Source organism: Pseudomonas sp. GW821-FHT02H06, from assembly GCF_059421525.1.
The window spans coordinates 150935-171588 of the sequence record NZ_JBWKVD010000007.1 but is presented as its reverse complement, the minus strand read 5'-3'; the positions used below and the strand labels follow the sequence as shown (position 1 = coordinate 171588).

General features: G+C 60.9%; 20 protein-coding genes. 11 read left to right on the top strand and 9 right to left on the bottom strand.

Annotated features, from left to right (window positions below):
- Positions 1–65 precede the first annotated feature (65 nt).
- From AC07VF_RS14005 to AC07VF_RS13990, 4 genes are all read left to right on the top strand, one after another.
- Positions 66–1442, top strand: coding sequence for an L-serine ammonia-lyase (locus AC07VF_RS14005; protein WP_192171809.1), 1377 nt, complete (start codon positions 66–68; stop codon positions 1440–1442).
- 69 nt (positions 1443–1511) lie between these two features.
- On the top strand, positions 1512–2633 hold the full coding sequence (gene gcvT / locus AC07VF_RS14000; protein WP_495009100.1) for a glycine cleavage system aminomethyltransferase GcvT: 1122 nt from the start codon (positions 1512–1514) through the stop codon (positions 2631–2633).
- A gap of 395 nt (positions 2634–3028) precedes the next feature.
- Positions 3029–3241: a cold-shock protein gene (locus AC07VF_RS13995; RefSeq protein ID WP_003227496.1), complete on the top strand. Its 213-nt coding sequence runs from the start codon at positions 3029–3031 to the stop codon at positions 3239–3241.
- 95 nt (positions 3242–3336) lie between these two features.
- Positions 3337–3840 (top strand): RDD family protein, encoded by a 504-nt coding sequence (locus AC07VF_RS13990; RefSeq protein ID WP_495009101.1) that lies wholly within the window; start codon positions 3337–3339, stop codon positions 3838–3840.
- 64 nt (positions 3841–3904) lie between these two features.
- Here the strand turns inward: AC07VF_RS13990 and lptG are convergent, their stop codons facing one another.
- The gene (gene lptG, locus AC07VF_RS13985; RefSeq protein ID WP_192171812.1) at positions 3905–4966 is read right to left on the bottom strand and encodes an LPS export ABC transporter permease LptG; all 1062 of its coding nucleotides are present in this window, start codon (positions 4964–4966) and stop codon (positions 3905–3907) included.
- A complete protein-coding gene (lptF, locus tag AC07VF_RS13980) occupies positions 4959–6077 on the bottom strand; it encodes an LPS export ABC transporter permease LptF (RefSeq protein ID WP_192171813.1) in 1119 nt (372 codons plus the stop codon). The genes lptG and lptF overlap by 8 nt, the downstream gene beginning before the upstream one ends.
- Positions 6078–6382: 305 nt before the next feature.
- On the opposite strand from lptF, the gene AC07VF_RS13975 reads away from it, so the two are divergent.
- The 5 genes from AC07VF_RS13975 (at position 6383) to rlmF (ending at position 13046) form a co-directional block, all read left to right on the top strand.
- The gene (locus AC07VF_RS13975) at positions 6383–7873 is read left to right on the top strand and encodes a leucyl aminopeptidase (protein WP_282369593.1); all 1491 of its coding nucleotides are present in this window, start codon (positions 6383–6385) and stop codon (positions 7871–7873) included.
- A gap of 57 nt (positions 7874–7930) precedes the next feature.
- The gene (locus AC07VF_RS13970) at positions 7931–8359 is read left to right on the top strand and encodes a DNA polymerase III subunit chi (protein WP_192171815.1); all 429 of its coding nucleotides are present in this window, start codon (positions 7931–7933) and stop codon (positions 8357–8359) included.
- A gap of 7 nt (positions 8360–8366) precedes the next feature.
- The gene (locus AC07VF_RS13965) at positions 8367–8813 is read left to right on the top strand and encodes a DNA polymerase III subunit chi (RefSeq protein WP_495009102.1); all 447 of its coding nucleotides are present in this window, start codon (positions 8367–8369) and stop codon (positions 8811–8813) included.
- Between the two features lie 175 nt (positions 8814–8988).
- Complete coding sequence (locus AC07VF_RS13960) at positions 8989–11835, top strand: valine--tRNA ligase (RefSeq protein WP_495009103.1); 2847 nt, start codon at positions 8989–8991, stop codon at positions 11833–11835.
- Between the two features lie 173 nt (positions 11836–12008).
- Positions 12009–13046, top strand: a complete 1038-nt coding sequence (gene rlmF, locus AC07VF_RS13955) for a 23S rRNA (adenine(1618)-N(6))-methyltransferase RlmF (protein ID WP_495009104.1) — start codon at positions 12009–12011, stop codon at positions 13044–13046.
- A gap of 98 nt (positions 13047–13144) precedes the next feature.
- On the opposite strand, the gene AC07VF_RS13950 is transcribed toward rlmF, so the two are convergent.
- Positions 13145–13426 (bottom strand): HU family DNA-binding protein, encoded by a 282-nt coding sequence (locus AC07VF_RS13950; RefSeq protein WP_037014905.1) that lies wholly within the window; start codon positions 13424–13426, stop codon positions 13145–13147.
- Between the two features lie 354 nt (positions 13427–13780).
- Between AC07VF_RS13950 and yejK the strand changes: the two genes are divergently transcribed.
- Both yejK and AC07VF_RS13940 read left to right on the top strand, forming a co-directional pair.
- On the top strand, positions 13781–14782 hold the full coding sequence (gene yejK / locus AC07VF_RS13945; protein ID WP_074884246.1) for a nucleoid-associated protein YejK: 1002 nt from the start codon (positions 13781–13783) through the stop codon (positions 14780–14782).
- A 25-nt stretch (positions 14783–14807) separates the two neighbouring features.
- Positions 14808–15158, top strand: a complete 351-nt coding sequence (locus AC07VF_RS13940; protein WP_495009105.1) for a glutaredoxin family protein — start codon at positions 14808–14810, stop codon at positions 15156–15158.
- A gap of 139 nt (positions 15159–15297) precedes the next feature.
- On the opposite strand, the gene AC07VF_RS13935 is transcribed toward AC07VF_RS13940, so the two are convergent.
- The 6 genes from AC07VF_RS13935 to AC07VF_RS13910 form a co-directional block, all read right to left on the bottom strand.
- Positions 15298–16230: a glutathione S-transferase family protein gene (locus AC07VF_RS13935; RefSeq protein ID WP_192171820.1), complete on the bottom strand. Its 933-nt coding sequence runs from the start codon at positions 16228–16230 to the stop codon at positions 15298–15300.
- Between the two features lie 64 nt (positions 16231–16294).
- Positions 16295–16621 (bottom strand): GIY-YIG nuclease family protein, encoded by a 327-nt coding sequence (locus tag AC07VF_RS13930; RefSeq protein WP_192171821.1) that lies wholly within the window; start codon positions 16619–16621, stop codon positions 16295–16297.
- A 45-nt stretch (positions 16622–16666) separates the two neighbouring features.
- Positions 16667–17152 carry a nuclear transport factor 2 family protein gene (locus AC07VF_RS13925; protein WP_495009106.1) on the bottom strand — a complete coding sequence of 162 codons (486 nt, stop codon included), beginning with the start codon at positions 17150–17152 and terminating at the stop codon, positions 16667–16669.
- Between the two features lie 91 nt (positions 17153–17243).
- Positions 17244–18551: a CynX/NimT family MFS transporter gene (locus AC07VF_RS13920; RefSeq protein WP_495009107.1), complete on the bottom strand. Its 1308-nt coding sequence runs from the start codon at positions 18549–18551 to the stop codon at positions 17244–17246.
- 224 nt (positions 18552–18775) lie between these two features.
- Positions 18776–19540 carry an amino acid ABC transporter ATP-binding protein gene (locus AC07VF_RS13915; protein WP_037014923.1) on the bottom strand — a complete coding sequence of 255 codons (765 nt, stop codon included), beginning with the start codon at positions 19538–19540 and terminating at the stop codon, positions 18776–18778.
- 10 nt (positions 19541–19550) lie between these two features.
- Positions 19551–20648, bottom strand: a complete 1098-nt coding sequence (locus AC07VF_RS13910; protein ID WP_192171824.1) for an amino acid ABC transporter permease — start codon at positions 20646–20648, stop codon at positions 19551–19553.
- Positions 20649–20654 lie beyond the last annotated feature (6 nt).

Genomic DNA, 20654 nt, shown 5'->3' with positions numbered 1-20654 from the left:
GATGAGGTTTCGCTTGCGGCTTGCAGCCTGCTGCTTGCTACTGCTTCACCTCCCGGAATCCCATCATGTCGCTGAGCGTATTTGACCTGTTTAAGATCGGCATTGGTCCCTCCAGCTCTCATACGGTGGGCCCGATGCGAGCGGCGGCGCGTTTTGCCGAAGGCTTGCAGCGCGATGGCCTGCTGGAAACCATCATCTGCGTCAAAGTCGAGCTGTACGGCTCACTCGGTGCCACCGGCAAAGGCCACGGCAGCGACAAGGCCGTGTTATTGGGCCTAGAAGGTGAGCACCCGGACACCGTCGATACCGAAACCGTTGCGGCGCGCCTGCAGCAGATTCGCAGCAGCGAGCGCCTGAACCTGCTCGGCCAGCACAGTATCGAATTCATCGAAAAGCATCACTTGGCGATGATTCGCAAGCCCTTGGCCTACCATCCCAATGGCATGATTTTCCGTGCCTTCGATGCCTCCGGCATACAGGTCCGCAGCCGCGAGTACTACTCCGTCGGCGGCGGCTTCGTGGTGGATGAGGACGCGGCTGGCGCGGATCGCATCGTGGAGGACCAGACGCCGCTGGTGTATCCCTTCAAAACTGCACGGGACCTGATGGTGCATTGCACTGCCAGCGGTCTTTCCATCAGCCAGATCATGCTGGCGAATGAAGCCGCGTGGCGCCCCGAAGCCGAAACCCGTCAGGGCCTGTTGCACATCTGGCAGGTCATGCAGGACTGCGTCGAGGCGGGTTGCCGCAACGAAGGCATTTTGCCGGGTGGCCTGAAGGTCAAAAGGCGTGCGGCGGCGCTGCATCGCCAGCTGTGCAAAAACCCGGAAGCCGCGCTGCGCGATGCGTTGTCGGTGCTCGACTGGGTCAACCTGTACGCGCTGGCGGTCAACGAAGAAAACGCCAACGGCGGCCGTGTGGTCACCGCGCCCACCAACGGCGCGGCCGGCATCATTCCTGCGGTGCTGCATTACTACATGCGCTTCATCACCGGGGCGAACGAGGACGGCGTCGTGCGTTTCCTGCTCACGGCGGCGGCCATCGGCATTCTCTACAAAGAGAACGCGTCGATCTCCGGCGCCGAAGTTGGCTGTCAGGGCGAAGTCGGCGTGGCCTGCTCCATGGCGGCCGGCGCCCTGTGCGAAGTCTTGGGCGGCAACGTTCAACAGGTGGAAAACGCGGCTGAAATCGGCATGGAACACAACCTCGGCCTGACCTGCGACCCGATTGGCGGCCTCGTTCAAGTGCCGTGCATCGAACGGAACGCAATGGGCTCGGTGAAGGCCATCAACGCAGTGCGCATGGCCTTGCGCGGCGACGGCCAGCACTTTGTCTCGCTGGATAAAGTGATCCGCACCATGCGCCAGACCGGCGCCGACATGAAAAGCAAATACAAGGAAACAGCCCGTGGCGGGCTGGCCGTGAACATTATCGAGTGCTGACATCAGCCCGAATTCATAGGGTCCCCTGCCCTGCGCGGGGAACCCGGAACCGCTTTCAAGGAGTGACCCATGACCACCGAATTGCTGAAGACCCCGCTCAATGCCCTGCACCGTGAACTCGGCGCGAAGATGGTCGAGTTCGCCGGCTACGACATGCCCGTTCAGTACCCCGCTGGCGTCATGAAAGAACACCTGCACACCCGCGATCAGGCCGGCCTGTTCGACGTTTCGCACATGGGTCAGATCCTGTTGAGCGGCGCGGACGCGGCGAAAGCGCTGGAAACCCTGGTGCCCGTAGACATCATCGATCTGCCGGTCGGCATGCAGCGCTACGCGATGTTCACCAACGAGAACGGCGGCATTCTCGACGACCTGATGGTTGCCAATCTGGGTAACGATCAGCTCATGCTGGTGGTCAACGCCGCCTGCAAGAACCAAGACCTGGCGCACCTGCAGCAACACATCGGTAGCCCCTGCGAGATCACGCCGCTGTTCAACGAACGCGCATTGCTCGCGCTGCAAGGCCCGCACGCCGTCACCGCACTGGCGCGGCTGGCGCCGGAAGTCGCGAAAATGACTTTCATGCAGTACACCTCGGCGAAAATCGACGGCATTGACTGCTACGTCAGCCGCTCGGGCTACACCGGTGAAGACGGCTACGAGATCTCAGTGCCGGCAGATCAGGCAGAAGCCCTTGCACGTCGACTGCTCGCGGAGCCCGAAGTGGCGCCGATCGGCCTGGGCGCGCGCGACTCGCTGCGACTGGAAGCCGGGTTGTGCCTCTACGGCCATGATATGGACACCGACACCACACCGATTGAAGCCAGCCTGCTGTGGGCGATTTCCAAGGTTCGTCGTGCCGATGGTGCACGTGCAGGCGGCTTCCCCGGTGCCGACAAGATCTTCGCCCAGCACCAAAGCGGTGCGGCGCGCAAACGTGTCGGCCTGCTGCCACAGGAACGCACACCCGTGCGAGAAGGCGCTGAAATCGTCGATGCCGATGGAAAGACCATCGGGACTGTCTGCAGCGGCGGTTTTGGCCCGACGCTGAGCGCGCCATTGGCGATGGGCTATGTCGACGCCAGTTTCACCGCGCTGGAAACACCGGTGTGGGCAATCGTCCGCGGCAAGAAAGTCCCGATGCAAGTGACAAAAACTCCTTTCGTTCCGCCACGTTACTTCCGCGGCTAAGTAACATCGTCAAAAAATGCGGCACCGCAACAGTGCATAAAACTGTGCGAGTGCCGCAGTCGGGCGCCAATGTTTACAACCGTTAAACTGTCAAAATATTGAACTTAGATACTCCTCTAAACATTAAAAACTATCGATCTTGCGAACGTGGTTAATGTTTTCAAAAAAGCCGAAAACCCCCATGAACACTGGCCCAGCCGGGGCTTGTTTTTTCAACGAGAGTTAGCGTAGAGTTTCTCGGACTGTGTTTGCATGGGTCGCTGGGATCGTGACCCGGGCAGTAGCGCCAAAAGCAATGCTACATCCCGCTCTACGTTTCTTCTTCCTGCAACCAGCCCAGTACTCTTTCCCGTGAAAGAGGCTGTCATTAATTTAATGCGTCAAGGAATAAGAAAATGTCTACACGTCAGAGCGGCACCGTTAAGTGGTTTAACGATGAAAAAGGTTTTGGTTTTATCACTCCTGAAAGCGGTCCGGATCTGTTCGTCCACTTCCGCGCTATTCAGGGCAACGGCTTCAAAAGCCTGAAAGAAGGCCAGAAAGTGACGTTCGTCGCAGTGCAGGGCCAAAAAGGCATGCAGGCTGACGAAGTACAAGCTGAAGCCTGATCAGCCGACGCAAAAAGCCCCTGATGGCCAACATCAGGGGCTTTTTTATGCCTGCGATTCCGTAAACTGCCGCTCCCATGTGAATGAGCGCAGCCATGACCTCAGTTAACGATGATGCGCAGATGTTACGCCCTCGGGGCGACTTTCCCCCCGCTGGATTGGGCCGGCGCATGGCTGCGATCAGCTACGACGCGCTGCTGTGCGTGGCATTGCTGATGGTCATTACGTTTATCTACAAGCTGGTCTGGATGGGCTTTATCGGCGAAGCCAGACTGCGCCAGCTCTCCGAGTCCGGCGCGCTCGACGCCGACCCGCTGCTGTCCTCGATTCTGCTGGTCACGCTGTTCGGCTTCTTCGCCAAATTCTGGACCCATGGGGGCCAGACGCTGGGCATGCAGGTCTGGGGGATACGCGTGCAGAACGCCGACGGAACGGCCATCAGCCTGTGGCAAGCGCTGCTGCGCTTCGTCGTCGCCATCGCATCGTGGCTGTGTGTCGGGCTGGGTTTCTTCTGGAGCCTGATGGACAAACAGAAACGCTGCTGGCATGACCTGTATTCCGAGACGCAACTGGTGCGGGTGCCCCGCACCAGGAATTGAACCTTCTGCATCTCGCCCACAAAAAAGCCGACCCAGGGGTCGGCTTTTCATAGCGCGGTGAATATCAGCCCGCGCGGCGCAGCAACCAGATGCCCGCCAGCGCACACACGCCCGCCGGCACCAGCACGGCGAAGAGGGGCGAGAAACCGAATACAAGGCTCGACGGGCCCAGCAGATCCTGAGCGATGCGGAAGGTGAAGCCCACGAGCACGCCCGTAAACACCCGTTGCCCCAGCGTCACCGAGCGCAACGGACCGAAGATGAAGGAAATCGCCATCAGCACCAGCGCCACGGTCACCAGCGGCTGCAGGATCTTGGTGTAGAACGCCAGCCAGTAACGACCGTTGTTCAATCCCTGATCGGCCAGATAACGCGCGTAACCATAGAGGCCAGTCATCGACAGCGACTCCGGCGGCAGCACCACCGTGCTCAGCAACTGCGGGCTCAACGCGACGTTCCAGCGCTCTTCGGGTGCGGTGACCACTTCGGTGCGACCGTCGTGGAAGACCGTCGTGGTGACGTCCTTCAGCAACCAGTAATCGGTCTTGAAGTTGGCTTGCTTGGCAAAACTCGACGTCAGCATGTGGCGCTGGTCGTCGAAATGGTAACGGGTCACGCCATACAGGAGGCCGTTCGGTTGCACCGTGTTGATGTGGATGAACTCCTCACCCTGACGGTGCCACAGACCGTGTTTGGCGCTCTGGGCGTCGCCGGTGCCTTGAGCCAGCGAGCGCGCGGCCTGGGCTGAGGCTTCGGTCACCGGCGCGACGTACTCGCCGATCAACAGCCCGGCAACCATCAACACCAGCATGGGTTTCATGACCGCCCAAACGATACGGCCGATCGACACACCGGCGGCACGCATGATCGTCAGTTCGCTGCTGCTCGCCAGCGCGCCGAGACCGATCAGGCAACCGATCAGCGCAGCCATCGGCAGCATGTCGTAGAGGCGACGCGGCGCCGTCATCACCACAAAACTGCCAGCGTCCCAGAAGGTATAGGTATCGCTGATGTCGGCCATTTCATCGATGAAGGCAAACAGCGAGGCGAGCCCGAGGATGATCCCCAGTACCGCCAGAATCGCCATGAACACGCTTTTGCCGATGTAACGATCGAGCTTAACCATGAGCCACCCCCGACACGCTGCGGCGACTCGCGATCTTCAGGCGCAGAGGCTCCCAGTAGAGCAACCCCAGTCCGATGGACAGAAACAGCGCATGCACCCACCACAGGCCGAGGCCCATCGGGATCTTGCCCTTCTCCAGCGCACCGCGCGCGGCGATCAGGATGGTGAGATAGGCCATATAAAGAAGAATCGCCGGAAGGAGCTTGAGGAAGCGGCCCTGACGCGGGTTGACCCGTGCCAGCGGCACCGCCATGAGCGTCACGATGAACACCAGAATCGGCAGCGAGACCCGCCATTGCAGCTCGGCCCGGTTGCGCAGGCTGTCTTCGCCGGTTAGCAATTCGCTGGTGGAGATGGCATCGCGGTCAGTGACCTCATCGCTGATGTCCGGCTTGGGCAGCAAAGCGCCGTAGGTGTCGTATTTGATCGCGCGGTAATCGGCCTGGCCGGGGTTGCCGTCGTAGCGATAGCCGTTATCGAGAATCAGGTAGCGCGTGCCGTCAGGCTTGATTTCCTGCCGGCCTTTTTCCGCGACCAGCACGGTGATGCCGTGGTCTTTCTTCTCGTCGAGCTTCTTCTCGGAGATGAACACGCCGCCCAGGTTGATGCGATCGTCGCTCATGGTCTCGGTGTAGGTCACCCGGCTGCCGTCACGCAGAAGCTGGAAACGACCCGGCACCAGCGTGTCGAATTCGGTCATCGCGTCCTGCTTGTTGATCAGCAACTGGAACTGGGTCGCGCCTTGGGGGGCGAGGCTGAAGCTGAGCCAGGCCACCAGCAGTGACACCAGCGCAGCCGGCGCGAGGGTAATCAGCAGCAGGCGTTGCTGGCTCATGCCAGTGGCGGCCAGCACGGTCATTTCGCTTTCGAGGTACAACCGGCCATAGGCCAGGAGAATCCCGAGGAACAACCCCAGAGGAAGGATCAGTTGCAGGAAGCCCGGCAGACGGAAACCCATGATCAGAAACAGGACACCCGGATCGAGTGCGCCCGATGCAGCCTGGGCCAGGTATTTGATGAAGCGGCCACTCATGATGATTACCAGCAGCACGGCACTGACAGCGCTCAGGGTAACCAGCACTTCTCGGGACAGGTAACGGAAGACAATCAAACCAGACACTCCAGGGTTGTCACGCTAAGGCGGCATGACAATGAAATGAATCAGCCATGATGCGCGCGACGGCGTACCACCAAAAAAATATGCGGCATTATCCTGTGATTGGGTGTGTCTGTCACTGCGCGCGCGGGATACTTCTGCAACCGGCACACGCGCGCACCCGGACGGGGTTGTCATCCATTGGCTCGCAGGGTCAAACTGCGGGCCTTGCCGCAGGCATGCCGGTGTAAATACCTCTGCGCCGCTGCCGAGCCGTGTGCTCAAGTGCGATAACTCACAGTTTATTCGGGGACCCCGACATGGAATTGGTTGTTAAAAGCGTCAGTGCAGAAACCTTGAAGACCGCCACACTGGTGGTCGCCGTCGGTGAAGGCCGCACGCTGAGCGACACCGCGAACACCCTCGACACCCTGAGCGGCGGCGCAATCAGCGCTGTTCTCAAGCGCGGCGACCTGTCGGGCAAGATCGGCCAGAGCCTGTTGCTGCACAGCCTGCCCAACCTGAAAGCCGAACGCGTGTTGCTGGTCGGTTCGGGCAAAGAGCCGGAGCTGAACGATCGCCAATTCCGCAAAATCATCAGCGGCGCGCTCAGCACCCTGAAAAGCCTGGGTGGCGTTGATGCCGCCTTTGCCCTCGATCAACTGAACGTCAAAAATCGCGACGTGTATGGCAAGAATCGCCTGCTGGTCGAATCCCTGGCCGACGGCGAATACGTTTTTGATCGCTTCAAGAGTCAGAAAGTCGATCCCCGCGCCCTGAAAAAAGTCACCCTGCTGACCGCCAAGGCCAACGTCGCCGACGTCGAGCGCGCGGCCAAGCACGCACAGGCCATCGCTGCCGGCATGGCCGTGACCCGCGACCTGGGCAACATGCCACCGAACATCTGCCACCCGACCTACCTGGGCGAGCAAGCCAAGGCGATGGGCAAAGCCAACAAGGGCCTCAAAGTCGAAGTCTTCGATGAGAAAGACATCGAAAAGCTGGGCATGGGTTCGTTCCTGGCGGTCGGTCAAGGCAGCGCTCAGCCGCCACGCCTGATCGTCATGCAGTACTCCAACGGCAAGAAAAGCGAAAAGCCTTTCGTGCTGGTGGGTAAAGGCATCACCTTCGACACCGGCGGTATCAGCCTCAAGCCGGGCCTGGGCATGGACGAAATGAAATTCGACATGTGCGGCGCCGCAAGTGTGTTCGGCACGTTGAACGCCGTGCTTGAACTGCAACTGCCAATCAATCTGGTGTGCATCGTCGCGGCGGCTGAAAACATGCCGAGCGGCAACGCCACGCGTCCGGGCGACATCGTCAAGACCATGAGTGGCCAGACCGTCGAGATCCTCAACACCGACGCCGAAGGCCGTCTGGTGCTGTGCGATGCGCTGACCTACGCCGAACGCTTCAAGCCACAGGCCGTGATCGACATCGCCACGCTGACCGGCGCTTGCGTCGTCGCGCTGGGCGGTCACACCTCCGGCCTGCTGGGCAACAGCGACGCGTTGATCACTCAGGTGCTGGAAGCCGGCAAACGCGCCGACGACCGTGCCTGGCAGCTGCCGTTGTTCGATGAGTACCAGGAGCAACTGGACAGCCCATTTGCCGACATCGCCAACATCGGCGGTCCGAAAGCCGGCACCATCACCGCGGCGTGCTTCCTCTCGCGCTTCGCCAAGGCCTATGAGTGGGCGCACCTGGACATCGCCGGCACGGCATGGCTGAGCGGCGGCAAGGACAAAGGCGCCACGGGCCGTCCGGTTCCGCTGCTGACCCAATACCTGATCGACCGCGCTGGCGTTTAAGCCGCTGCAAACGCGTCGGCCTCCCCGGTCGGCGCGTCCAGCGTTCTGGAATCACCCATGACCCAAGTCGATTTCTACATTCTGCCGAGTGCCGACCCCGTCGCGCGCCTGGACTTCGCCTGCAAACTCACCGACAAGGCCTGGCGCCTCGGCCATCGGGTGTACCTGCATTGCAGCGATGCCGGGCAACGCGAGGAACTGGACGCCCGACTGTGGCGCTTCCGGGGCGAAGCGTTCGTTCCCCATGGCGCGGTCGAAGACGACCAGGACGCACCCGTGGCGCTGGGTATCGGCAGCGACCCCGGCCAACATCAGGATCTGCTGGTCAATCTTGACCTGCGCATCCCGGACTTCTTCAAACGATTCGCGCGTGTCGCCGAGATCGTTGTCGAGGATCCCGCCATCCGCCTCGCGGCGCGCGAGAGTTTTCGCTTCTACCGCGAACAGGGCTATCCTCTGCAAGATCACCGGCTGCAGCGTCTTTGAGCACACGATGGATAATTCAAAACACCTGAAAGATTCAGCGCACCTGCTGGATGACCTCGAGTCGATTCGCCAGCTGTTGGGCGATGATCCGGCCCAGCCGCCTCTGTTGACCGAGTCCGTGCACAGCGACGAGCAGATCCCGCTGCTGTTCGACGTTGTCACCGGCCAGGTCGTGACCCTCGATGAGCACGAAGCCGACACCGACGACATTCCCCTGCTCACCCCCGAGCCGGTTGCGGCGACACCCCCCGCGCCAGCTGCCAACGTATCGAGCGCGTCGAGCGCCAAAGCACCGAATGCAGAGGCGCTGCTGCATCTGGACGCCGAGCTGCGTGCCGCCGCGCAGTTGATCATGCAAGACGTGATCGACGATTTCGCCCCGCACATCGAGAACGAGATCAAACGCCGCCTTGATGCGCGAATGGAACGGCTGCTGAGTCAATACAACAACTGAAGCTGTCTTCTGCCCCCACCCGGGAACGTGCGCAAGCACAGTCCTACAGATGCCCGCGATGATTCCGGGCATCACCGCTCGTAGCACCCGACCTACCGCTTGTAGCTTGACGCCGCCTTGAAAAGCTATACTCGTCGGCTTTTCCGACTCAAAGCAGATCAGGTTCCCGCCTCGCATGGACAAGACCTACCAGCCGCACGCCATCGAATCTTCCTGGTACCAGACCTGGGAGTCCGAAAACTATTTCGCTCCGCAAGGCGCGGGCGACTCGTACACCATCATGATTCCGCCGCCGAACGTCACCGGCAGCCTCCACATGGGGCACGGTTTCAATAACGCGATCATGGACGCCCTGATCCGCTTCCGCCGCATGCAGGGTCGCAACACCCTGTGGCAGCCAGGCACCGACCACGCCGGTATCGCCACGCAGATGCTGGTGGAGCGCCAACTCGAAGCCTTGGGTCAGAGCCGTCACGACCTGGGTCGCGACAAATTTCTCGAAAAAGTCTGGGAATGGAAGGATCAGTCCGGTGGCAACATCAGCCGCCAGATCCGTCGCCTGGGCTCGTCGGTCGACTGGAGCCGTGAGCGCTTCACGATGGACGACGGTTTGTCCGAAGCGGTTAAAGAGGCGTTCGTGCGTCTGCACGAAGACGGCCTGATCTACCGTGGCAAACGTCTGGTCAACTGGGACACCAAGCTGCACACCGCGATCTCCGACCTCGAAGTGGAAAACCACGACGAGAAGGGGCATCTGTGGAACCTGCGCTACCCCTTGGCCGATGGCGCGAAGACCGCTGAAGGTCTGGACTATCTGATCGTCGCCACGACCCGTCCGGAAACCATGCTCGGCGACGCCGCCGTCGCCGTGAACCCGAACGACGAGCGCTACAAGGCGCTGATCGGCAAGTTCGTCGAGCTGCCGCTGGTAGGTCGTCGCATCCCGATCATCGCGGACGACTACTGCGACCCTGAATTCGGCACCGGCTGCGTGAAGATCACCCCGGCCCACGACTTCAACGACTACGACGTCGGCAAGCGCCACAACCTGCCGCTGCTGAACATCTTCGACAAGAACGCTGCCGTGCTGCCCGCTGCCCAGGTGTTCAACCTCGACGGTACGCTGAACGACACCGTAGACGGCACCCTCCCCGCCGAATACGCCGGCCTCGACCGCTTCGAAGCGCGCAAGCAGATCGTGGCTGCGTTCGACGCCGCCGGGCTGCTGGTCAGCGTCGACGACCACGGTTTGAAAGTACCGAAGGGCGACCGCTCCGGGACCATCATCGAGCCGTGGCTGACGGATCAGTGGTACGTGTCGACCAAACCGCTGGCTGAACCGGCCATCGCCGCCGTTGAAGACGGCCGCATCGCCTTCGTGCCCAAGCAGTACGAGAACATGTACTTCTCCTGGATGCGTGACATTCAGGACTGGTGCATCAGCCGCCAACTCTGGTGGGGCCACCGCATTCCGGCCTGGTACGACGAGTCCGGCAAGGTTTACGTCGGCCGCGACGAAACCGAAGTCCGCGCCAAGCACAACCTCGGTCCTGACGTTGCCCTGCAGCAGGACAACGACGTGCTCGACACCTGGTTCAGTTCCGGTCTGTGGACGTTCTCCACCCTGGGCTGGCCGGAGCAGACCGACTTCCTGAAAACCTTCCACCCGACCGACGTGCTGGTCACCGGCTTCGACATCATTTTCTTCTGGGTTGCCCGGATGATCATGCTCACCATGCATCTGGTGAAGAACGAAGACGGTACGGCGCAGGTGCCGTTCAAGACCGTTTATGTCCACGGCCTTGTGCGTGATGGTCAGGGCCAGAAGATGTCCAAGTCCAAGGGCAACGTCCTTGATCCGCTGGACATCATCGACGGCATCGAGCTTGAAGCCCTGGTGCAGAAACGCACCTCCGGCATGATGCAGCCCAAGCTGGCCAAAAAGATCGAGAAGCAGACTCGCGACGAATTCGCCGACGGCATCGCCAGCTACGGCACCGATGCCCTGCGTTTCACCTTCTGCTCGCTGGCCTCCACCGGCCGTGACATCAAGTTCGACATGGGCCGCGTCGAAGGCTATCGCAACTTCTGCAACAAGATCTGGAACGCCGCGCGGTACGTGCTCGACAAGGGCGAAGACTGCGGTCAGAACGGCGAAGCGTTCGAGCTCTCGCTGCCGGATCGCTGGATCATCTCGCAGTTGCAACGCACTGAAGCCGAAGTGACCCGTCAGCTGGATCAATTCCGTTTCGACCTCGCGGCCCAGGCGCTGTACGAGTTCATCTGGAACCAGTATTGCGACTGGTACCTGGAGCTGTCCAAGCCGGTTCTGTGGGACGAGACGGCGCCGATCGAGCGTCAGCGTGGCACCCGTCGCACGCTGGTGCGCGTGCTGGAAGTCGCACTGCGTCTGGCGCATCCGTTCATGCCGTTCATCACCGAAGAAATCTGGCAGCGCCTTGCGCCGCTGGCCGGCATCGAAGGCAAGACCATCATGCTGCAACCGTGGCCGGTGGCGAATGATGCGCGCATCGACGTCGCGGCCGAAGGCGACATCGAATGGCTCAAAAGCCTGATGCTCGGCGTGCGCAACATCCGTGGCGAAATGAACATCGGCCCGGGCAAGCCGCTGCAGTTGTTCCTCAAGAACGTCAGCGCCGAAGACCAGCGCCGTCTGAACGAGAACGAGCACCTGCTGAAGAAGCTGGCCAAGCTTGAATCGTTCACCGTGCTGGAAGCCGGCGCCGAAGCACCGCTGTCCGCGACCGCGCTGGTCGGTGAGATGGAAGTGCTGGTCCCGATGGCCGGCCTGATCGACAAGGACGCCGAACTGGCGCGTCTGGACAAGGAAATCCAGCGTCTGCAGGGCGAAGTCCAGCGGGTTGGCGGCAAGCTGTCCAATGCCGCGTTCGTCGACAAGGCGCCGCCTGAGGTCATCGCCAAGGAACGCGCGAAGATGGCCGAAGCCGAACAGGCACTGGGCAAACTGGCGGAGCAGCACGCCCGCATCGCGAGTTTGTAATCCGACCAAATCAGCCGGCCTGAATCGCAGGCCGGTTGACGACCACGACCCCTGTAGGCGTGAGCGTGCTCGCGATAGCGGTAAATCAGCAACCTAACCGTTGACTGACACACGGTTATCGCGAGCAAGCTCACGTCTACAGGGGTTGTGCTTTCACGAGAATCGCATCACCGATGACCAGCCCCGACGCCCCCAAGCCCCAACGCAACACCCCACGCAAGAAAGCCAAACCTGCTCAACAGGCCAAGCCTGCCGCGCCGCGTGAGAAAGCCACCCTGCACCCGCGCAACCGCCATCAGGGCCATTACGACTTTCCGCGCCTGATCAAAAGCAGCCCCGAACTGGGCAAGTTCGTGATCCTCAATCCCTACGGCAAGGAAAGCATCGACTTCGCCAATCCGGCCGCGGTGCGGGTGTTCAACCGCGCCTTGCTCAAAGCGTTCTACGGCATCGCCCATTGGGATATTCCGGCGGACTACCTCTGCCCGCCAATCCCGGGGCGTGCGGACTACCTGCACTTTCTCGCCGACCTGCTGGCAGAGCGCAACGACGGCGTCATCCCGCGCGGCGCGTCTGTCACAGCGCTGGACATCGGCACCGGCGCCAACTGCATCTATCCGCTGATCGGTCAGGGCGAATACGGCTGGTCGTTCCTGGGCTCGGACATCGACAAGATCGCCCTGGCCTCGGCGGCGACCATCGTCAAAGCCAACGGCTTGAGCAAGAGCATCAGCTTCCGGGAGCAGACCAACCCTAAACACATCCTGACCCACCTGCTGCAGCCCGATGAGCGCTTCGACATCAGCGTGTGTAACCCGCCTTTCCACGCCTCGGCTGAGGAAGCGTTAAGCGGCAGCCAGCGTAAATGGCGCGCCCTCGGCAAGGCCGACCCCAAGCGCAAGCTGCCGGTGCTGAATTTCGGCGGCCAGGCGGCGGAGCTGTGGTGCGAAGGTGGCGAGGCGCGCTTTGTGACGCAGTTGATCAGCGAAAGCGCTCAGGTCGGGCAGCAGGTGCTGTGGTTCAGTACGCTGGTGTCCAAGGCTTCGAATCTGCCGCTGATTCAAAGCGCGCTGAAAAAAGCCGGGGCCGTTGAGAGCCATACGGTGGAGATGGGCCAGGGTCAGAAACAGAGCCGCTTCGTTGCCTGGACCTTTCACGACAAGACGCAGCAAGCCGCCTGGAAGGCGACACGTTGGGTTTCACCGCGCTAGGACGCCGGCGACCGAAGCGATAACCGAATCGCAGGCACAAAAAAACCGTGTCCGGATCGCTCCGTCACACGGTTTCCTCAACCAAGCAGCGTTTTCGCTTACTTGTTGACCGAGTCAGTCAGCACTTTGGCTGGTACGAACTTGACGACTTTCTTGGCAGCGATTTCGATGGCTGCGCCAGTCGAAGGGTTGCGGCCGGTGCGTGCTGGACGCTCGGTGACTTTCAGTTTGCCGATGCCTGGCAGAGTGATTTCACTACCGTTTTCCAGTTGGTCAGCGACGATTTGACCCAATTGGTCGAGAGCGTTGCGCGCGGTGGTTTTAGGCGCGTCGATAGCTTCTGCGATATCGGCGATCAATTGGTCTTTAGTCAGAGCCATGGTGGTGTTCCTTCCCTATCAAATTCGAATGGTTTGCAGAGTGTGGTACAGACGCGAAATGTAGATACTGTAAACGGCCTTTGGTTCGGCCGAACGCCCACAAACTGCACGCCTGGCGCGCTTGGGCGCTCAGGACCGGGCAAAACTAGCACAGCGCAACGCAAATATCCGCCCCTACCTACCCATTTGGTCAGCTTTATCGCCCATGAGGCGTAAAAAAGTCATATTAATGGACCGAGGTCAGCGTTTTCGGCCCTTCCAGAGCGTTCCGCCCCCCGTCTGCGGTACACTTGCCGACTTTCGCACGGGCCTGGTCTGGTCCCGGTCAGTTCCCCTTCAGCAGCCGAGAAATCCATGCCGATCCGTCACGCCATCGTCCACCTGATCGACAAAAAACCCGACGGCACGCCTGCCGTGCTCCATGCCCGGGACTCGGAGCTCGCCGAGTCGCAGGCCATCGAGAACATGCTGGCAGACCTCAACGAGAGCTATAACGCCAAACAGGGCAAAGCGTGGGGGCTGTTTCATGCCGAGTCCGGCGCGCACCCGTTCAGTGGCTGGCTGAAGGAATACCTGGATCAGGGCAAGGATTTCACCCAGTTCAGCCGCATCGCGGTCGAGCATCTGCAGAAGCTGATGGAAGAGTCGAACCTGTCGGTCGGTGGCCACGTGCTGTTTGCGCACTACCAGCAGGGCATGACTGAATACCTGGCGATCGCGCTGCTGCATCACAGCGAAGGCGTGGCGGTGAACGAGGCATTGGACGTGACGCCCTCCCGGCATCTGGATCTGGGCCAGTTGCACCTTGCGGCCCGCATCAACATTTCCGAGTGGCAGAACAACAAGGCATCCAAGCAGTACATCTCGTTCATCAAGGGCAAGAACGGCAAGAAGGTTTCCGAGTACTTCCGCGACTTCATCGGCTGCCAGGAAGGCGTCGACGGACCGGGCGAGACCCGCACCCTGCTCAAGGCCTTCAGTGATTTCGTCGAGAGCGAAGACCTGCCAGAAGAATCGACCCGCGAGAAGACCAAGGCGCTGGTCGACTATGCCAGCAGCCAGAGCAAAATGGGCGAGCCCATCGCTCTGGAAGAGCTGTCCGGCCTGATCGACGAGGACCGCCCGCGGGCCTTCTACGATCACATCCGCAACAAGGATTACGGCCTGTCGCCCGAGATTCCTGCGGATAAGCGCACGCTGAGTCAGTTCCGTCGGTTCACTGGCCGTGCCGAAGGCCTGTCGATCAGCTTTGAAGCGCACCTGCTGGGCGACAAGATCGAGTACGACGAAGAGAAAGGCACGCTGATCATCAAGGGACTGCCGACCCAGCTGACCGATCAGCTTAAACGCCGCTAAGCCTTGCCGAGGAGCCGACACCCGAATGTTCGTTCGTACCCTGAAGAAGTTCTTGCTCATCATGCTGGCGGTGGTCGTGTACCAGAACTGGGGCAAGATCGAAAATCTGGTTCACCCCTCCTCAGCTTTATCGGAGCACGCCCAGGCCAACGCCAAGGTGACGTTGTACGCCACCGACTGGTGCGGCTACTGCAAACAGACACGGCGTTTTCTCGACAGCCAGGGCATTCGCTACACCGAGTTCGATATCGAAAAAGACGCTGCAGGCCGCAAGGCCTATGAAGCGCTCGGCGGTCGCGGCATTCCTCTGATCGACGTAAACGGCACGCTGATCAGAGGCTTCAGCGAAGAGCAGATTCTCGCTGCACTCAAGTAGCATCGGGTAACAACTGTCACAACTGACAGTCACGACAACTTCGCGCCATCAGCCACATCAATCCGCAATTAAAACAAAGCGATTATCAGGCATCGCGATAAGCCCGGCATTGCACCGGGCTTATTTGCGCATGAGGTGTTTAAACAGCCTTGATTTGAAAACCAAAGCGCGGGAAGTGCACATGCACGGTGCCGGCGCGGTCGTCTTCGCGGCGCAGGATAATCTCTTCACGGCCGCTGAATACCAACTCTCCCGCCACTGCGTTAACCCCGTAATCCACGGCAGACACGGTGACCTGCTGGCCGACAGTAAAACCATTGGGGTCGGTGAAATCTTCATCGGGCACCGGCGCCGGGGTAGCCGCACGCGCGATTTCAACCGCGTCGCCCGAACTCAATTCACTCGGTGCGCCATGACCGAATGCAATAAGGCGCTCGTACCAGCTCAACACCGCCGGATAGGCATCGACCAGCGGGGACGTCACAGGGGTTTGTTTGAGGAACCACAGGGTATGAGCCACCGAGAAATCAGCGATCGAGGGAACACCCAGGAGGAAATCACCGTTGCGCTCAAGCTGGGTCTCCAGACGCGCCATCAGCGTCGGCCATTGATGCTGCGCCACTTCCAGTGGCACACGATTGGCGCTGCCGCCCTCGAAGAACGTGGCGCGGTCGGCAACGAATGCCTTAACAGCCTCAGGCGGAACCTTGGCGAACCGCACAGCGAGGGAGGCCGGTTGAAACACCAGGCTGACCGCGTGCAGGAACAGCACCGAATCCGCCCACGCCGCGAGACTCGCCGCTGTGAACTCCTGGCCTTCGGGATAAAACGTGGGTGACGATTTTTCCTGCTCCAGGCGCCGGGCGATCAACGCGGTGTCGCAATAAATGTCGGCGCCTGCTTGCAGGACGGGGGTTTTACGATAGCCGCCGGTGAGGGGCATGAGGTCGGGCTTGGGCATGATCGACGGGATGTTGACCGAGCGCCATGACAGGCCTTTGAAGCCCAGCATCAGACGGGCTTTTTCGGCGAACAGGGACGTTGGATAGTGGTGAAGAATCAACTCAGACATGCTTCGGGCCATCCGCAGGGAGAAACCACCAGCTTATCCCCCCGAAGCCCCACGGCATACCCGCTCAGGGTGATGGCGCGGCATCACTCGGCTGGATGTAGCCGGCGGCCAGGCACTCCTTGGCGCTTTTGCGCAGCTTTTTGATCAACCGCTCCTGCCGCAATGCGTCGCCCTTGTCGCGGCAGGCCTCCACATACACCAGCGCCATCGCCGGGCTCGAGCTGAAGAAGCGCGCACCTTTACCGCTTTGATGCTGGGCGAATCGGCGTTGCGGGTCATTGCTGATGCCGCAGTACAACGAACCGTTGGCCGCGCGCACCAGATACACGAACCAGGATTTGACCGGCACGGCTTCGGGCACGGGTGCGGTGGCGATTTCGGCTTCAGACATGCGGGACCGTGGACCAGTAGCGAGGGGAACGGATTCTATCAAGCGTCAGCGACTGGCCTGAAAAGCCTTCAGCCCTTTCTGGCCCTGCGCACGGATGGCGTTTTGCACAAGCGGCGTCCAGCCCAGTAATACGCCCTTTGTGCCGAGCGCCTGACGCGACCAGCGCCACAGATCGAACTGATCGTTGTGTTCGCAGATCTTGCCGTCGCGAAAAACAAACCGCGCCTGAATGTCGTTGACCACCGTGCGACCGGTCTGGCTGAACAGGTAGGTCGCGACCCAGTGTGCAGCGCCGGTCGTGGCATCGGCACGGACGTGGTCGAACACCACCGAGAAGTCACGGGCGCGGGAGGTCAGCATGCGCCACATATCGCCGGCATCCTGCCCGTGCAACTGGCCAAACACCGGGTCGGAAAACACCACGTCTTCGCTGTAGCACGCGGCCATCGCCTCGGCGTCCAGACGGCTGAACGCCTCGTAAAAGCGCGTAATCAGCGTGCTGTTGTGTTCGCTGGTAAAGGTCTCGCTCATGGGAACGCCGTCCATGGAAATAGGATGCCTGCACGATAAGCGGCCGCACCGTGGTTTGCACGGGCATTCGCAGGGGAAAAAATGTCAGCCCTCAGATTTTCTCGCTCGTGACACCCACGTAAAGCGCGCGCCCGGCGCCGAGACCGGCGATGATCGCGGCGACGCCGATGATGCCGAAGATCCAGCCGACCGAGTCCCAGTTGCCGGTCCAGTCATGCACGACGCCGACCGCGAAAGGCCCGAGCGACGCCAGGGTGTAGCCGAAGCCCTGGGCCATGCTCGACAGGTTGGCGGCGACATGGGAGTCCCGCGAGCGCAACACGATCAGGGTCAGTGCCAGGCTGAACGTGCCGCCCTGCCCCAGCCCAAGCACGATGGCCCAGGCCCACAATTGCTCAAGCGGTGCATAAAGGCAGCCAAACAGCCCCGCCAGTGTGAGCAGCATCACCAGCACAATCGCAATCCGCTGATCCTTGCCGCGAGTGGCCAGCCATGGCGCGGTCAGCGAGCTGACCAGTTGCACCATGATCGAACCGGACAACAGCAGGCCGGCGTCAACGGCAGTCAGTCCTCGCCCGATGAGGATCGACGGCAGCCAGCCGAACACGATGTAGGCCAGTGACGATTGCAGGCCCATATAAAGGGTGACTTGCCAGGCCAGAGGATCCCGGCGCAAACCGCGCACCCGATAAGCCACCTGATGCTGGCCATGACGTTGACGCGTCTGCGGCCACCAGAAGATCGCGGCGAGAATCGCCGGGACGATCCAGAAGCCGAGGCCAAGCGTCCAGTCGCTGCCGTTGCCGCTACCCAGCACTTCGCTCAACGGCACCGTTGAGCCCGCCGCAACGGCAGCACCCAGGCACAGCGCCATGGTGTAAACGCCCGTCATGGCGCCGGCCTGTTTGGCGAAATCGCGTTTGACGATGCCGGGCAGCAGCACCCCGATGATGCCGATGCTGGCACCGGCCATGATGCTGCCAGCAAACAGACCGAACTCGCCGAGCGAGCTGCGCAGAATGATGCCGCAGGTCAGCGTCAGCAATATGCCGAGCACCACGCGCTCACTGCCGAAACGCCGCGCGAGGATCGGCGCAAGCGGCGCGAACAAACCCAGACACAACACCGGTAGCGTGGTCAGCAAGCCGGCCGTGGCCGCCGAAAGTCCCAGGCTTCGCGACACCTCACTCAACAACGGCGCCATGCTCGACAACGCCGGACGCAGGTTCAGCGCCACCAGCACCAGGCCCAACAACAGGAACCATGGGCGCTTGAGCACAGGATGTTGCTGCTGAACTTGCTCGTCATCCGCTTCCGCGTCGATCAGCAGCTTGTCAATTTCATGGGGAGTCGAAGCATTGGAACGGGAACTGCTCGCCGTCGGCGCCTTGGTCGTCATGGGATTCTCGTGGGGGCAGGAGGATGTAACAGCGCATTGCGCAAAGGAGTAATCCTGTTGGAGATCGGCAGAGAACACAAGTTTTACGAGGATTGGGTACAGTTTTGCGGTGGAGTACGTGTCCACTCCTCATTTGATGACGTCCGTCTTCGCGAGCAAGCTCGCTCCCACAAAGAAAAAACCCGGGCACTGGGCCCGGGTTTCTGTGGTGCGTTGCTCCTGACTCAGTGCAGGATCTGGCTGAGGAACAGCCGAGTACGGTCGCTTTGCGGATTATCGAAGAAGTCGTTCGGCGCGGCTTGTTCGACGATCTCGCCCTTGTCCATGAAGATCACGCGGTTGGCCACGGTGCGGGCAAAGCCCATTTCGTGGGTCACGCAGAGCATGGTCATGCCTTCTTCCGCCAGGCCGACCATGGTGTCGAGCACCTCTTTCACCATTTCCGGATCGAGGGCCGAGGTCGGCTCGTCGAACAGCATGATCTTCGGCTTCATGCACAGCGCGCGGGCAATCGCCACACGCTGTTGCTGACCACCGGACAGCTGGCCCGGATACTTGTGCGCCTGCTCCGGAATGCGCACGCGCTCCAGATAGTGCATGGCGATTTCTTCGGCCTTGCGCTTGGGCATCTTGCGCACCCACATCGGAGCCAGCGTGCAGTTCTGCAGGATGGTCAGGTGCGGGAACAGGTTGAAGTGCTGGAACACCATGCCGACTTCGCGACGAATCGTCTCGATCTGCTTCAGGTCCGACGTCAGTTCGGTGCCATCGACCACGATGCGACCCTGCTGGTGTTCTTCCAGACGGTTGAGGCAGCGAATGGTGGTCGACTTGCCCGAACCCGACGGGCCGCACAAGACGATGCGCTCGCCCTGACGCACGTTCAGGTTGATGTCTTTCAACACGTGGAACTGGCCGTACCACTTGTGTACGCCTTCCATCCGGATCATGCCTTCGGCGCCCAGAGGCTTACTGATAGCTTCACTCATCACAAAACTCCTAACGCTTGTGGCCTGTGTCCAACTTACGCTCCAAGTGCATGGAGTAGCGGGACATGCCGAAACAGAAGATCCAGAACACCAGGGCCGCGAACACGTAACCCTCGGTCGCCATGCCGAGCCACTTGGGGTCGGCGGCAGCTTGTTTGACGCTGTTGAGCAGGTCGAACAGGCCGATGATGATCACCAGACTGGTGTCCTTGAACAACGCGATCACGGTGTTGACCAGACCGGGAATGACCAGCTTCAGGGCCTGCGGCAGAATCACCAGCCCCATGCGCCGCCAGTAGCCGAGGCCCATGGCCGCAGCCGCTTCGTACTGACCTTTCGGAATGGCCTGCATGCCGCCCCGAACCACCTCGGCCACATACGCCGACTGGAACAGAATCACGCCGATCAGTGCGCGCAGCAGTTTGTCGAAGTTCATGCCTTCAGGCAGGAACAACGGCAGCATTACTGACGACATGAACAGCACGGTGATTAACGGAACGCCCCGCCAGAACTCGATGAACGTCACGCACATCACGCGGATGGCCGGCATTTCGGAGCGACGCCCCAAAGCCAGCACTACACCCAGTGGCAACGCGCCGGCGATACCCACCGTGGCGATCACCAGGGTCAACATCAGGCCGCCCCACTGACTGGTCGCAACCAGGTCCAGGCCGAACACGCCGCCGTGCAGCAGGAAGTACGCAACGATCGGGTAGATGAACAGGAACGACAGGCCGTAGATCGCCTTGCGCGGCATCACTTTGATGAACAGCGGCGCGACGCCGATGATCGCCAGCCAGACGGTCAGATCAACCCTCCAGCGTAGTGCCTGCGGGTAGTAGCCGTACATGAACTGGCCGAAGCGCTGTTCGATGAACACCCAGCAGGCGCCGGCCTTGGTGCAGTCTTCGCGCGTGGTACCGACCCAGTTGGCATCGAAGATGGCCCAACTCAGCAGCGGTGGAACAACCAGCCAGATCAAGTAGATCGCGAACAGGGTCAACAGCGTGTTGATCCAGCTCGAGAACAGGTTCTGGCGCATCCATGCCACCGGGCCGAAGACTTTGCTCGGCGGTGGCATGTCGGGTTTGAAAGTATGGGATGTCATGCGCGT

What these genes read in the sequence shown, in the direction of transcription:
- AC07VF_RS14005 (WP_192171809.1), top strand. Translation starts at nt 66, where the DNA reads ATGTCGCTGAGCGTATTTGACCTGTTTAAGATCGGCATTGGTCCCTCC.
- gcvT (WP_495009100.1), top strand. Translation starts at nt 1,512, where the DNA reads ATGACCACCGAATTGCTGAAGACCCCGCTCAATGCCCTGCACCGTGAA.
- AC07VF_RS13995 (WP_003227496.1), top strand. Translation starts at nt 3,029, where the DNA reads ATGTCTACACGTCAGAGCGGCACCGTTAAGTGGTTTAACGATGAAAAA.
- AC07VF_RS13990 (WP_495009101.1), top strand. Translation starts at nt 3,337, where the DNA reads ATGACCTCAGTTAACGATGATGCGCAGATGTTACGCCCTCGGGGCGAC.
- lptG (WP_192171812.1), bottom strand. Translation starts at nt 4,966, where the DNA reads ATGGTTAAGCTCGATCGTTACATCGGCAAAAGCGTGTTCATGGCGATT.
- AC07VF_RS13975 (WP_282369593.1), top strand. Translation starts at nt 6,383, where the DNA reads ATGGAATTGGTTGTTAAAAGCGTCAGTGCAGAAACCTTGAAGACCGCC.
- AC07VF_RS13970 (WP_192171815.1), top strand. Translation starts at nt 7,931, where the DNA reads ATGACCCAAGTCGATTTCTACATTCTGCCGAGTGCCGACCCCGTCGCG.
- AC07VF_RS13965 (WP_495009102.1), top strand. Translation starts at nt 8,367, where the DNA reads ATGGATAATTCAAAACACCTGAAAGATTCAGCGCACCTGCTGGATGAC.
- AC07VF_RS13960 (WP_495009103.1), top strand. Translation starts at nt 8,989, where the DNA reads ATGGACAAGACCTACCAGCCGCACGCCATCGAATCTTCCTGGTACCAG.
- rlmF (WP_495009104.1), top strand. Translation starts at nt 12,009, where the DNA reads ATGACCAGCCCCGACGCCCCCAAGCCCCAACGCAACACCCCACGCAAG.
- AC07VF_RS13950 (WP_037014905.1), bottom strand. Translation starts at nt 13,426, where the DNA reads ATGGCTCTGACTAAAGACCAATTGATCGCCGATATCGCAGAAGCTATC.
- yejK (WP_074884246.1), top strand. Translation starts at nt 13,781, where the DNA reads ATGCCGATCCGTCACGCCATCGTCCACCTGATCGACAAAAAACCCGAC.
- AC07VF_RS13940 (WP_495009105.1), top strand. Translation starts at nt 14,808, where the DNA reads ATGTTCGTTCGTACCCTGAAGAAGTTCTTGCTCATCATGCTGGCGGTG.
- AC07VF_RS13935 (WP_192171820.1), bottom strand. Translation starts at nt 16,230, where the DNA reads ATGTCTGAGTTGATTCTTCACCACTATCCAACGTCCCTGTTCGCCGAA.
- AC07VF_RS13930 (WP_192171821.1), bottom strand. Translation starts at nt 16,621, where the DNA reads ATGTCTGAAGCCGAAATCGCCACCGCACCCGTGCCCGAAGCCGTGCCG.
- AC07VF_RS13925 (WP_495009106.1), bottom strand. Translation starts at nt 17,152, where the DNA reads ATGAGCGAGACCTTTACCAGCGAACACAACAGCACGCTGATTACGCGC.
- AC07VF_RS13920 (WP_495009107.1), bottom strand. Translation starts at nt 18,551, where the DNA reads ATGACGACCAAGGCGCCGACGGCGAGCAGTTCCCGTTCCAATGCTTCG.
- AC07VF_RS13915 (WP_037014923.1), bottom strand. Translation starts at nt 19,540, where the DNA reads ATGAGTGAAGCTATCAGTAAGCCTCTGGGCGCCGAAGGCATGATCCGG.
- AC07VF_RS13910 (WP_192171824.1), bottom strand. Translation starts at nt 20,648, where the DNA reads ATGACATCCCATACTTTCAAACCCGACATGCCACCGCCGAGCAAAGTC.